The following is an 11,229-nucleotide window of genomic DNA, read 5'->3' as shown; positions in this document are numbered from 1 at the left end:
GCGGCGCTCGTCACCGGCTACCGGCTGGCGGCCGGCGCGGCGCCCTCGGAGGCGATGCTGACCGGGCTGACGGTGCTGATCGTCTCCTGCCCGTGTGCGATGGGGCTCGCGACGCCGCTTGCGGTCGCGTCGGGGTTGCGTGACGGGCTCGCCCGCGGACTGGTGGTCACCAACTCGGCAGTGTTCGAGTCGGCCCCCGACGTCGAGACGATCGTCTTCGACAAGACCGGAACACTGACCGCCGGCGAGATGACGGTTCGGTCCATTCGCGGCGCCGAGGAGGCCGTGGCCGCCGCCGCGGCCGTCGAACGACGCTCCGAACATCCCGTCGCTGCCGCGATCACCGACTTCGCCGCGGAGGCCCTGGACGCGACGGGTCCCCACTCGCAGTCTCCAGTTGACAGGGCCAGCGACGGCCCGCTACCCGACGGCGGTGTCACGACGGCGCCCTCGTCGCCGTCGACGGCGTCCGAGGTCTCGGCGTTCGAGCGCCACCCCGGCGCCGGCGTCAGCGGGCGCGTCGACGGTCGCCGGGTCGTCGTCGGCACTCCGGACCTCGTCGAACGACTCGTCGGCCCCGTCTCGGACGACCTCGCGGCCACGGTCGCCGAGGCGCGAGAGGCGGGCGACCTGCCCGTCGTCGTCGGCTACGAGGGGCAGGCCCGCGCGCTGATCGTCGTCGGCGACCGCGAGCGCGAGGCGTGGACCGACGTCCTCGACGCCGTGGCCGATCGCGAGGTGGTGATCCTCACCGGCGACGACGAGGCCGCCGCTGAACGGTTCCGCGCCCACCCCGCAGTCGACCGCGTCTTCGCCGGCGTCCCGCCGGACGGGAAGGTGGCGACGGTGCGCCGACTCGCGGCCGACCGGACGACGGCGATGGTCGGCGACGGGACGAACGACGCGCCCGCGCTGGCGGCGGCCGACCTCGGCGTCGCGATGGGCAGCGCCACCGCCCAGGCCGCCGACGCCGCCGACGCGATCCTCGCGGGCGACGACCTCCGGGACGTGCCCGCGGTGTTCGAGCTGGCCCGAGGAACCCGCCGGCGCATCCGGGAGAACGTCGCCTGGGCGCTCACCTACAACGCCGTCGCGATCCCGCTGGCGGCGGCCGGCGTGATCAACCCCCTGTTCGCGGCGGTCGCGATGGCCGCCAGCAGCATCTTCGTCGTGACGAACTCCTCGCGGCGGATCCTCGGGGAGCGGTGAGTCGGCGCGCTCCGACGGCCGCCCGACCGTTCCGCGGCTTCGCGGGCCCTCAGCGCTCCGTCGACAGTCGCTCCTGGACGGGCCGGGTCCCCGCTTCTCGCGCTTCCAGGTCGAGCAGTCGACGCTTCGTCGCGACCCCGCCCTCCGACGAGTAGCCCCGGAGGCCGCCGTCGCTCCCGACGACGCGGTGACAGGGGACGATCACCGGGACGGGGTTTCGGCCGCACGCCTGCCCCACGGCCACCGGCGCGGTGTCGAGATCGGCCGCGATGTCGCCGTACGTGCGCGTCTCGCCGTAGGGTATCTCGACCATCGCGTCCATCACCGCGCCGGTGATCGTGTCCGGGACGTCGACCCGCAGGTCGAACGTCCGGCGGTCGCCGCGGGCGTACTCGTCCAGCTGGGCGCGGATTTCGGCCGGCGGCTCGGCGACGAACGATTCGTCGATCTCGATCGTCGTCTCCAGAATGTCGACGTGCATGGGACGGGTTTCGTGGTTTCGGTCGTTCTCTCGTTCGGCCGAGACGATAAATCCGACTCCCGAGTCGGCTTCGACCGCGGTGTCCGGCGCTGTTCGCGGGCCACCCCATCCGGGCGGATGCTACCGACGCGACGGTCGCAATCGGCGCGACGGTCGTTGCAGACGCGACTGCCGCCGTCAGCGCGGCGGTCGCCAATGACGCGACGGCCGCCACCGGCGCGGCGACGATCGTCGATCGGATGGTCTGCCGTGACGAGCGAACGATCGCGATTCCGTCGAACCGGTTCGGGAGAAGTGCCTCCCCGTCCGGGACCGGCGGTACGCACATGAGCACCGATGCGCCGGAGCCGCCGGCCGAAGCCGCCGACAGCGACGACGCGCTGGCCGACGAGGTCGCGTCGTTCCTGCGAACGAACTTCCCGCAGATCGCGATGCACGGCGGGGACGCCGCCGTCGACGGCATCGATCCGGAGTCGGGCGAGGTGTGGATCCGACTCTCGGGCGCGTGCGGCGGCTGCGGCATCTCCCCGATGACGACGCAGGCGATCCAGCGGCACCTCCCGATGGAGGTGGCGGGCGTCACCCGGGTCCACGTGGATACCGGCTAATTCTGCGCCCGTCCCGATCGTCAGGTTCGAGTTCTTCGTCGGGTATCTGGAGGGGGTTCCGGCGAGCGAGACGATCGCCCGGCACGACGTCCTGGCGGGGCGGGTGTGGATCGTGGTTCCGCTGACGCTGCTCGTCGCGCCGGTAGTTTTCGGGTCGGTGCTCGCGGAGTGGCGGCGAGGACCGCGGAACGACAACGCGAACTGCAGAGTGAGGACACGAACAGCGGATCGAACGGCGGAACCCGTCCCGATCGTGAGCCGAGCGGGCGTGGCGGCCGACGATCAGAGGTCGGCCGCGTCGAATCGCCGGTAGCCCACGACGAGCGGAACGAGCAGCCACGCGGCCAGCGCGACGATACCGACTTCCGGGGACGCGAGCAGCGGTTCGGCGTCGGCGGCGCTCACTTCGACCCCGGCGCCCGCCTGGGACGGGTCGGCGCCGACCCGGTCCGCGAGGTCGGGCAGCAGCGCGACGATCGACGAGAAGTACGCCGACGAGGGCGAGAGCTGCATCAGCGTGAACGCCCAGTCGGGCATCTCCGCCGGCGAGGGCAGCGAGAAGCCGCCGGCGACGTAGAGGACGCCCATCACGACGACGTCCCAGAGGAGCTCGAAGACGACGAAGAAGCCGAGCGCGAGCGTCGTCGCCCGCGAGGTCGAGCCCGTCGTCGCCGAGAGACCGACGACGATCGTCGCGTAGACGGCCACGAACGAGAGCGTCGCCAGCAGGAACACCAGGAGGGCGACGAGGTCGATCTCGCCGAGCAGCGCGGAGCCGAACCCGAGCCCGACGACGAGCCCGACGCCGAGGCCGAACGCCAGGACGGCCGCGCGTCCGACGACCTTCCCGGCGAAGACGTGTCCGCGCGTCGTCGGCAGCGAGCACAGCAGCTTGATGCTCCCGAGCTCGCGCTCGCCGGCCAGCGACTTGTAACAGACGACGATGGCCGCCAGCGGGACGAACAGGCCGGTGAACCCGGCCGTGTAAAAGAGGAGGCCGCCGAACGTCGCGCCCCCCGGTTCCCCGAACATCTCGGGCACCTCGACGTAGGCGTAGGAGGCGATCAGCGAGACCACGACGAAGACGCCGACGAGCGCCCACAGCGCCCGCGACTGGACCGCGTCCCGGAAGTCCTTCTTCGCGACGGTGCGCCAGGTCATGCCCGCACCTCCCGCTCGTCGTTGGTGTAGCGGACGAACAGGTCCTCGAGCGAGGACTCGACGACCGAGAAGTCCTGGACTGGAGCTACCTCGTCGATGGCGCCGAGGACGGCGAACTTCGAGACGCCGTCGACGCCGACCCGGAGGCGGCCGTCGTCGATCGCGGCGCTTCCGACGCCGTCGAGCGTCGAGACGCGCTCGACGATCCCCTCGTCGAGCGCGTCGACGTAGACGTAGAGCGTCTCGCCCGTCTCCGTCGCGTCGCGGAGGCCGTCGATCGTGTCGACGGCCACGAGTCGGCCGCGGTCGATGATCGCCACCCGATCGCAGACCGCCTCGACCTGCTCCATGATGTGACTGGAGAAGAAGACCGTCGTCCCGCGCTCGTTCTCCTCGCGGATGATCTCGCGCATCTCGCGGGCGCCGTTGGGATCGAGCCCGGTCGAGGGCTCGTCGAGGACGAGCAGGTCCGGCTCCCCCACGAGCGCCATCGCGAGGACGAGTCGCTGACGCATTCCTTTCGAATAACCGCCGGCCTTCCGGTCGGCGGCCTCGGCGACGCGGACTCGCTCGAGTAACGCCATCGGGTCCTCGTCGACGCCCTTCATCTCGAGGGCGAACTCGACGTGCTGGCGGCCGGTGAGCCGGTCGTAGACGTGGTAGGCGTCGGGGAGGACGCCGGTCCGCTGGCGGACGGCCCGCCCGTCGGACTGTGCGTCGTGGCCGAGGACGGTCATGGTCCCCTCGGTCGGTCGGATGAAGTCGAGCAGGATGTCGATCGTCGTCGACTTGCCCGCGCCGTTCGGACCCAAGAAGCCGAAGATTTCGCCCTCCTCGACGGAGATGTCCAGGTCGTCGACGGCCACGACGTCGCCGAACCGTTTGGTCAGCCCGTCGATCTCAATCGCGGGCATGCGGCCTCCGTTCGCTTTCTGTCTCGTCTCTCGCCGTCGTTATGGTTCGCATGGGGTTTTGTGGTCGCCGTGTCGGGATAAGTATTGTTGTTATAGTTACATATTGACAGCCGTTCAACTCAAACATCCTTGAGAACCGCCGCCGTCGACCCGCGGTGAGCGACCGGACAGGCGGGGTCATCGCAGCGGTGCGCGTGGTGAGAGGCGGGCACGCTCCCGCTACGGAGTATCCTCACCGAGAGATTCATAATTATTATTATATATGTTTATATTCTGAGGGGGCGTTTCTATATCCGAGTATTATGAACTCGACAGCGACGTTCCGGAGAGAGGCATCGACAATGAGCGGACGCCACGACGAGGGGGACCGATGAACCTCGCCTCGTCGACGATGGACGTCGGTCACCGGGTGACGAGTTCGGCCGGGTACGGCGCCCACCGCGCCCGAAAGCCCGCGTTCTACCTCGTCACCGCCGCGTTTCTCGCGTTCCTCGTGTTCGCGCTTCGCGACACGATGGCGATGGTCGTCAACGCGTGGTTCGCGGGCTACGCGTTCCCGGACCACCGGGTCCACCACGTGATGATCGGCGGGACGTTGGCGGTGTTCGTCGCGACCGTCGCGATCCAGCTGTACCGACCGTCGAAGCGAGTCGGCGCGCTCCAGGCCGCGATCGCCTTCGTGATCGCGGCGTTCGCGCTCACGATCCTCGCGTCCGGTCCGGCAGCGGCCGGCGAGATCCTGGTGTTCGTCGTTCCGGTCCTCCTCATCGCGGCGTTGCACCCGGCCCGCCGCCAGCTCGTCCCGTCGCTCGAGCGAGTAGATGTGCGGCTGCTCGCGCTCGCCGCGGTCGGTGCGATCGGCTTCGGGACCGTCGCCGTCGGCGAGTACGCGGCCCACACGACGCTCGGCAATGAGCACGTGGTGTTCGGTCACTACGAGTTCATGCTGATCGCGCTGGCGTCGATCGGTCTCTTCGCGATCCTGGGCGCCTTGCGGCCGATCGGATGGCGCGCGCTCGTCTACGGTGCCGGTGCGCTGGCGATCCTCTTCGCCGTCGGATCGCTCGCCTTCCCGGGGATCGAACAGGGATCGAGCCTCGGACCGATCGCGGCGCTCGCCGTGATCGCGTGGGCCGTCGCGTTCGTCGGCCTCGCGGAGTACACGCGCGGCGCGGACGCCGAGTCGTCTCCACGTGATACCGACACCGACCCGTCCCGACGGGAGTCAGACCGCGAGACGTCCCAATCCGGCGCCCGGCAGGTGAGCTAATTGCTCACGGACGCGCTCGGCGCCGTAGCTGTTGGCAGCCGACGCTCGGGACCCGCGACGTCGGACGTCCCGACCATCGCCTGGAAGAGCGCGTACGGCGTGCTCGCGGCGACGGCGCTCGCGGTCGCGCTCGGGATCGGGTTCTTCACCTACGGCGGGATCTTCGCCCCGCTGAGCGACGCCGGCGGCCTGCTCGTCGGGCTGCTCCTGGTTCCGCTCGTCCGGGCGCTCGCCGTCCTGAACCGGGACGATCGGCTCGCTGGCGGCGTCTTTCTGCTGGGCGTCGCAGCCACCGCCGGTATCATCATCGGATCGACGGGACTGCTCGCAGTGCACCTGTTCTCGCTCGACCCGGCCGTCTACGGGGCGGGATTCCTCGGCGTGCAGTTCGTCGGCTGGCTGCTCCTGGGTGCCTGGTTGCTCGGCGTCGGGGCGCTCGGTCTTCGGACCGACTCGGTCGCCGGACGAGCGTCGTGGGCAGCGGTGGCATCCGGCGTCGGAGCCGCCGGCGGCATCGTGTCGCTGGTGTACTCCTACGCCGTCGGCTCGTTCACGCCGGCGTTCCCGCTGCTCATGGCGCTCTACGCCGTCGGGTTCGTCTGCTGGGCGTTCTGGCTCGGGGGCGAGCTCAGGCCGAGTGGGGACCCCGACGGCCGGGACGGTGAGCCCGTCCGTGGATCGGCCTGAGCCCGAACGTTGAGGTCGAACCGATTTTCGTCGTCTTCCACCCTCTCGTAGCGTCCGCCACGGTCGATCGCCCGACGAGAACTCCGGGCGAACCGAGAGGTCGCCCCACCTCGACGTCGATCTGCGCCAGGGCCGAACTCACAGCGAGACGACAAAATTGGCTGGTCGCGTACCGGCGATCACTCAGTTCGCTCGGGGAGCGGGCCGAAGAACTCGAAGCCGTACGTCTCGCCGGCCGCGAAGACGGACTGGAGCAGTTCCTCGGTGGGCTCGACGGGTTCGGGGAGGGATCGATCCTCGGTCGGGCGGCCGACCTCGCGGAAGAATCCCTCGGCGCCGCCGGGCGTCATGACCGCGACGACCCGACAGACGTCGTCGGTCGCGTTCGCGAAGCCGTGGAGCTGGTTCCCGGAAACGGAGCCGGACATTCCGGGTCCGAGGATGCGGTCCTCGCCGTCGACGTGGAGTCGGATCTCGCCCTCGATGACGTGGAACACCTCGCTCTGCTCGTGGGTGTGAAGGCCGTTTTCGAACGTCGGCGGGACGAGCATGTCGAGCACCAGGTACTCGCCGTCGGTCGTCTCGCCGTCGGCCGTGATCGAGAGAGTCGCGCCGAGGACGTGGTAGTGATCGGCGTCGGAAAACGCGTGAGAGGCGGTTGTTTGTGGCATGATTCCTCATCGCTCGTACGCCTCGTGAGGGGATAACTTAGACGTCCACTACCTACCGACGATCCGGCCGTCCCGGCACCGGCCCGGCACCGTTCCGTCTCGGAGATCGCCCGGACGATCGGAAGCCGGGGAGGGACGACCCCGCCGTCGGCCTACGGGACCGAGATCGCCATCGTCTCGTCCATCGCCAGACGGAGCGTTCTCCCGTCGAGCGTGATCTCGAACTGGATCTCCACGGGCTCCGTCGACACGACTTCGGCCGCAATCGCGTCCGAGACGATGAACGCGAAGAACTCCCACAGCGGGACGTCCCACAGCGAGATGCCGTGCTCCCAGAAGCGGCCCAGGGCCGCCGGGTGGAAGGCGGCGGCCACCTCGACGGGGAAGGTGATCACGAACCCGCACTCCCGACACGCGCTCACGTGGGAGTGTCGCGTCGCTTCCCCGTGGACACGGGCCGAGTCGTCGGGATCGAGCGCTTCCACGCTCGTCTCGACGCGGCCGTAACACTCCGGACAGACGTTCCCCCGAAGCTGGACGAACGAACTCCAGATTCGGTGGCCGAAGCTCTCCACGATCTCCGCCGGCGTCCGGCCTCGAGACTGACTTTGGGGGAAGAAGTCGGTGACGAGGGTCGAATCGCAGGCCCGACAGCGGACGTGAAACTGCTCGTCGGCGAGCGTCGCGACCAGCGACGACGACTCGCAGAAGACGCAGACGCCGTCGAGGGCCCTGTCTTCGAACTCCGGCGTGCTCTCGTACTCGCCGGAGCGGATCGCCCGGGCGATCTTGGCCCCGGCGTAGGTCAGGCAGTACCCGTCCGGCGTCTCCCGCAGGAACGGACCGACGAGCCGATCGAGGTGGTAGGAAAACTGCGACGTGCTGTCGAGATCCGCCGCGTCGTACAGCTCCGTGAACGACAGCGTCTTCCACATGGTTCCCGTCGTTCGCTCCGCCTCGGCCAGCTCGAACAGGATCTCGAGGCGCCGTCGGTCGCCGAGCGACCCGATCGCGCCGGCCACGTCGCCGTCGAGTCGCTCGGCGGTGTCTTCCCGGGTCATCGAACTCCGTTCGTCGACTGTGGCCGCGTCGAGTTACGTGTTCCGCGACTTGCCGTGGCGACGGGCCGCCGGCTTCGTCGGCCGGGCCCCAACGCGTTCCCGGCGATCGCCGACGGACGGTGGCGATCGTTTCCGTCCGTCCGGCCGACGTTCCGCCGCGACGGACGTTTGGTACATCGCTTACGTGGTCGTCCGCGCCACCGAGGAGTATGCGAGAGCGATACGAAAACGGCGTGCGGGTCATCGAGCGGTGGGATCGGGTGTTTCGAGCGGTCTCGTCCGAGCCGCGTCGCCAGCTCGTGGTCTCGCTGCTCGACGCTCCGGCGGGCGAATCGGTGGCGTTGCCGGAGGGCGCGATCAGCGCCACGGTCCCCGACGAACCGCGAGATCTCCGACGGTCGCTGCGCCACCGTCACCTCCCGCTGCTGGCCGACGCGGGGTTCGTCGAGTGGAGCGCTGATCCGTTCGTCGCCTCCCGCGGCCCGCGATTCGACGAGGTCGCGGTCGTCTTCGAGCGCCTCCACGCCGGGGCGGGCGAGCTCCCCGATTCGCTGGTCATCGGGTGCCGTCGGCTCGAGCGCGAACGGGAGTTCTGCTGCGGAGACTGACGACGATTTCCGGAGACGCCACCTACTCCGCCGGCGAGTCGCCGCGACGCCGCCTACTCCGCCGGCGAGTCGCCGCGACGCCGCCTACTCCGCCGGCGAGTCGTCGAATCGCGGCCGCCGACCGGCTTCGGCGGAACGTCGCCGGTATCGTCACCGAGTCCCTCGACGTCGGCGGGGACGGAACCGTTGAAGGGGACGTCCTCGCCGATCGTGAACTCGGCGACGTGGCCGCAGCCGTAGCACTCGAGGACCACGTCCAGTTCGTGTGCGAGCACGCCCACCTCGGCGTCGCCCGCACACTCGGGACATCCCAGCCAGTCTCTGAATCGCGACGTCATCTGTATCCGTCGGAGTCGTCTCCCCGCGCTCCAGCGTCGAGGGCCGACGCGACCAACTCCTCGGCGCTCGGCGGCCCGTCGCCGGGGACGACCAGCTGCCGTTCCCGATCCCACTCGACGAGGTCCGCCTCGGCCAGCATCGGGAGGTGGACGTGCCGGAGCATGATCCGGATCCGGTCGCGCTCGTCCGGCGACCGCTCCGGCGGCGAATTCTCCGCCAGGCGCTCGGCGGTGCGCGTCGCGATTTCGCCCTCCGATACGGGTCCGTCCGCAGCCCGAAGGACCTTCAGCGCCCGTCGACGGTGATCGGACGCGACGATCTCGAACGCGGAGGGGGGAGGGGTAATATCGACACTCATATTCTGGCCGCTGATTATGCACCACGGACCGTAAGCGACCGCATGGTTCGAACAACGGTTATATTACCCCGCCGGCCGCGGTCGGGTCGATCGATCGAATCCAGCAGGACCGTCGCGAGTACGGGCCGTTTGGACGAACCGATCACAATCGTTAACTCCGGCTCCGACCATGCGGTGACAATGGCGCGATCGAGCGAGCCCCTCGCGGGTCGCCCCTTCCTTCTCGGCCTCGGCGCCCTCTACATCGCGATCGGGGTCGCGTGGGCGGTCGCCAACCTCCTCGACGGCATGTCGGCGGTCAGCGTGTTCGTCGTCGGCTCGTTCATCGCCGGCTCCGGTTTTGCCGTCCTGCTCGGGGGCTACCGACTTCCCCGAGCCGATCTCGATCCGCGATTTTACTCGCGGATCTCCCGATGGAGTCTGGGTGGCATCGCGGTGATGCTCCTGATCCTCGGCCTCTACGACGTCCAGCCGGATACCGGGCTCTCCGACCCGACGCGCTCGATCTCCATTCTGACGGGCTTCGCCTGCGTGGCCGGCTTCGGGGTCGGACTCTACGACGCCAGCGCGAAGTCGAGCGCCTTCGAGCTGGAGCGGCGAAACGAGGAGCTGGAACGGCTGCGGCGGGAGCTGGAGGCGTCGAACGAGCGCCTCGAGCAGTTCGCCCACGTCGCCAGCCACGACCTTCAGGAACCCCTGCGGATGGTCTCGAGCTACCTCCAGCTGCTCGACCGGCGCTACGGCGAGGAACTCGACGAGGACGCCGCGGAGTTCCTCGAGTACGCCGTCGACGGCGCCGAGCGCATGCGCGAGATGATCGACGCCCTGCTCGAGTACGCCCGCGTCGAGACGAAAGGCGATCCGTTCGAACCCGTCGACCTCGACGCGGTGCTCGACGACGTCCGGAAGGACCTCGAGTTGCGGATCCGCGAAACCGACGCGACCGTCGACGTCGGCGAGCTACCGCGCGTCGAGGGCGACGAGCACCAGTTACGCCAGCTCTTCCAGAACCTCCTCTCGAACGCGATCGCCTACAGCGGCGACGAGCCGCCCCGTGTCGAAGTGTCCGCCGAGCGGAGGGAAGGGCCCCGCCCATCGGAACGGAGTCGCGCCGAACGACGTTCCACGACCCGTTCGAGCGGCCCGCGAGAGGACGGTACCGCCGCGGAGAACGCGGGCGAGGCGTGGGTCGTCTCCGTCGCCGACGAGGGCGTCGGCATCGACCCCGGCGCGCAGGATCGCATCTTCGACGTGTTCCAGCGCCTCCACAGTCAGGAGGAGCAGCCGGGAACCGGGATCGGACTCGCGCTCTGCAAGCGGATCGTCGAGCGCCACGGCGGCGAGATCCGGGTCGACTCCGAACCCGGCGAGGGGACGACGTTCTCGGTCACGCTCCCCGCGGTCGATCGGGAGACGGAGCGGTCGGTGCCGAGCCGGTAGCCCCGTCCACCCCCTGCAAATCCGTCACGGTCTGTAAACTGGGCGGGCAACGAAACACGGTCGAGAGATGCCGCTTTGACCGCGCGACTCGTCTCCGATTGCGGGTGATATCCCGTGGAGAACGCGACGCGACTAAACGGAGGCGGAGAGATCGACGCCGACATCCACCGCGCCGTCTCGGACGACGGGACCGAAATCGCCGGCCGCGTACGCGGGCGGGGCCAGCCCCTCGTCCTCGTCCCGGGTGCGATGAGCGACGGCGAGACCGTCTGGCAGCCGCTGTTGCCGTCGCTCACCGACCGGTTCACGTGCTACACTATGAGCACGCGAGGTCGAGGTTTGAGCGGGCAGAGCGCCGACCTCTCGCTCGAGCGGCTCGTCCAGGACGTCACCGCCTTCGCCGAGAGCATCGGCGAGCCCGT

The 11,229-nt window shown here is 69.4% G+C and carries 14 protein-coding genes; 7 read left to right on the top strand and 7 right to left on the bottom strand.

Features of this window, described 5'->3' with window-relative positions; translation table 11 throughout:
- Positions 1-1,209: cation-translocating P-type ATPase (locus QZT59_RS16390; protein WP_290818791.1), on the top strand; the 1,209-nt coding region annotated here is incomplete at its 5' end.
- Positions 1,210-1,258: 49 nt separating this feature from the next.
- Here the strand turns inward: QZT59_RS16390 and QZT59_RS16385 are convergent.
- On the bottom strand, positions 1,259-1,690 hold the full coding sequence (locus tag QZT59_RS16385) for a methylated-DNA--[protein]-cysteine S-methyltransferase (protein ID WP_290818789.1): 432 nt from the start codon (positions 1,688-1,690) through the stop codon (positions 1,259-1,261).
- Positions 1,691-2,016: 326 nt separating this feature from the next.
- Here QZT59_RS16385 and QZT59_RS16380 point away from each other — a divergent pair, with 326 nt between their 5' ends.
- Positions 2,017-2,298 carry a NifU family protein gene (locus QZT59_RS16380; protein ID WP_290818787.1) on the top strand — a complete coding sequence of 94 codons (282 nt, stop codon included), beginning with the start codon at positions 2,017-2,019 and terminating at the stop codon, positions 2,296-2,298.
- 282 nt (positions 2,299-2,580) lie between these two features.
- Here the strand turns inward: QZT59_RS16380 and QZT59_RS16375 are convergent, their stop codons facing one another.
- Both QZT59_RS16375 and QZT59_RS16370 read right to left on the bottom strand, forming a co-directional pair.
- Positions 2,581-3,459, bottom strand: a complete 879-nt coding sequence (locus QZT59_RS16375) for an ABC transporter permease subunit (RefSeq protein WP_290818786.1) — start codon at positions 3,457-3,459, stop codon at positions 2,581-2,583.
- Positions 3,456-4,373 (bottom strand): ABC transporter ATP-binding protein, encoded by a 918-nt coding sequence (locus QZT59_RS16370; protein ID WP_290818784.1) that lies wholly within the window; start codon positions 4,371-4,373, stop codon positions 3,456-3,458. Before QZT59_RS16370 ends, QZT59_RS16375 begins: the two co-directional genes overlap by 4 nt.
- A gap of 370 nt (positions 4,374-4,743) precedes the next feature.
- Between QZT59_RS16370 and QZT59_RS16365 the strand changes: the two genes are divergently transcribed.
- Positions 4,744-5,643, top strand: coding sequence for a hypothetical protein (locus QZT59_RS16365; RefSeq protein WP_290818783.1), 900 nt, complete (start codon positions 4,744-4,746; stop codon positions 5,641-5,643).
- A complete protein-coding gene (locus QZT59_RS16360) occupies positions 5,644-6,330 on the top strand; it encodes a hypothetical protein (RefSeq protein ID WP_290818781.1) in 687 nt (228 codons plus the stop codon).
- Between the two features lie 179 nt (positions 6,331-6,509).
- On the opposite strand, the gene QZT59_RS16355 is transcribed toward QZT59_RS16360, so the two are convergent.
- Entirely contained in the window at positions 6,510-7,001 is a 492-nt protein-coding gene (locus QZT59_RS16355) for a cupin domain-containing protein (protein WP_290818779.1), read from the bottom strand.
- Between the two features lie 152 nt (positions 7,002-7,153).
- Positions 7,154-8,062 (bottom strand): ArsR family transcriptional regulator, encoded by a 909-nt coding sequence (locus QZT59_RS16350; protein ID WP_290818777.1) that lies wholly within the window; start codon positions 8,060-8,062, stop codon positions 7,154-7,156.
- Between the two features lie 209 nt (positions 8,063-8,271).
- On the opposite strand from QZT59_RS16350, the gene QZT59_RS16345 reads away from it, so the two are divergent.
- Positions 8,272-8,670 carry a hypothetical protein gene (locus tag QZT59_RS16345; protein WP_290818775.1) on the top strand — a complete coding sequence of 133 codons (399 nt, stop codon included), beginning with the start codon at positions 8,272-8,274 and terminating at the stop codon, positions 8,668-8,670.
- 53 nt (positions 8,671-8,723) lie between these two features.
- Here QZT59_RS16345 and QZT59_RS16340 read toward each other — a convergent pair whose 3' ends face one another.
- Together QZT59_RS16340 and QZT59_RS16335 are read right to left on the bottom strand one after the other, a co-directional pair.
- Positions 8,724-9,008, bottom strand: coding sequence for a hypothetical protein (locus QZT59_RS16340; protein WP_290818773.1), 285 nt, complete (start codon positions 9,006-9,008; stop codon positions 8,724-8,726).
- Complete coding sequence (locus QZT59_RS16335) at positions 9,005-9,367, bottom strand: hypothetical protein (RefSeq protein WP_290818771.1); 363 nt, start codon at positions 9,365-9,367, stop codon at positions 9,005-9,007. Before QZT59_RS16335 ends, QZT59_RS16340 begins: the two co-directional genes overlap by 4 nt.
- 180 nt (positions 9,368-9,547) lie before the next feature.
- Here QZT59_RS16335 and QZT59_RS16330 point away from each other — a divergent pair, with 180 nt between their 5' ends.
- Positions 9,548-10,807, top strand: coding sequence for an ATP-binding protein (locus tag QZT59_RS16330; RefSeq protein ID WP_290818769.1), 1,260 nt, complete (start codon positions 9,548-9,550; stop codon positions 10,805-10,807).
- Positions 10,808-10,921: 114 nt separating this feature from the next.
- On the top strand, positions 10,922-11,229 hold a 308-nt coding region (locus QZT59_RS16325; protein ID WP_394348668.1), incomplete at its 3' end, for an alpha/beta fold hydrolase.

Origin of the sequence: Halovivax sp., from assembly GCA_007119345.1 — an archaeon.
Classification (GTDB): Archaea; Halobacteriota; Halobacteria; order Halobacteriales; family Natrialbaceae; genus Halovivax.
This window is presented reverse-complemented; position numbering and strand designations above follow the sequence as displayed.

Bases quoted from the DNA above. Each gene is read 5' to 3' on its own strand.
- QZT59_RS16330 (WP_290818769.1), top strand. From the start codon at position 9,548: ATGGCGCGATCGAGCGAGCCCCTCGCGGGTCGCCCCTTCCTTCTCGGC.
- QZT59_RS16340 (WP_290818773.1), bottom strand. From the start codon at position 9,008: ATGACGTCGCGATTCAGAGACTGGCTGGGATGTCCCGAGTGTGCGGGC.
- QZT59_RS16355 (WP_290818779.1), bottom strand. From the start codon at position 7,001: ATGCCACAAACAACCGCCTCTCACGCGTTTTCCGACGCCGATCACTAC.
- QZT59_RS16350 (WP_290818777.1), bottom strand. From the start codon at position 8,062: ATGACCCGGGAAGACACCGCCGAGCGACTCGACGGCGACGTGGCCGGC.
- QZT59_RS16375 (WP_290818786.1), bottom strand. From the start codon at position 3,459: ATGACCTGGCGCACCGTCGCGAAGAAGGACTTCCGGGACGCGGTCCAG.
- QZT59_RS16335 (WP_290818771.1), bottom strand. From the start codon at position 9,367: ATGAGTGTCGATATTACCCCTCCCCCCTCCGCGTTCGAGATCGTCGCG.
- QZT59_RS16380 (WP_290818787.1), top strand. From the start codon at position 2,017: ATGAGCACCGATGCGCCGGAGCCGCCGGCCGAAGCCGCCGACAGCGAC.
- QZT59_RS16385 (WP_290818789.1), bottom strand. From the start codon at position 1,690: ATGCACGTCGACATTCTGGAGACGACGATCGAGATCGACGAATCGTTC.
- QZT59_RS16370 (WP_290818784.1), bottom strand. From the start codon at position 4,373: ATGCCCGCGATTGAGATCGACGGGCTGACCAAACGGTTCGGCGACGTC.
- QZT59_RS16365 (WP_290818783.1), top strand. From the start codon at position 4,744: ATGAACCTCGCCTCGTCGACGATGGACGTCGGTCACCGGGTGACGAGT.
- QZT59_RS16345 (WP_290818775.1), top strand. From the start codon at position 8,272: ATGCGAGAGCGATACGAAAACGGCGTGCGGGTCATCGAGCGGTGGGAT.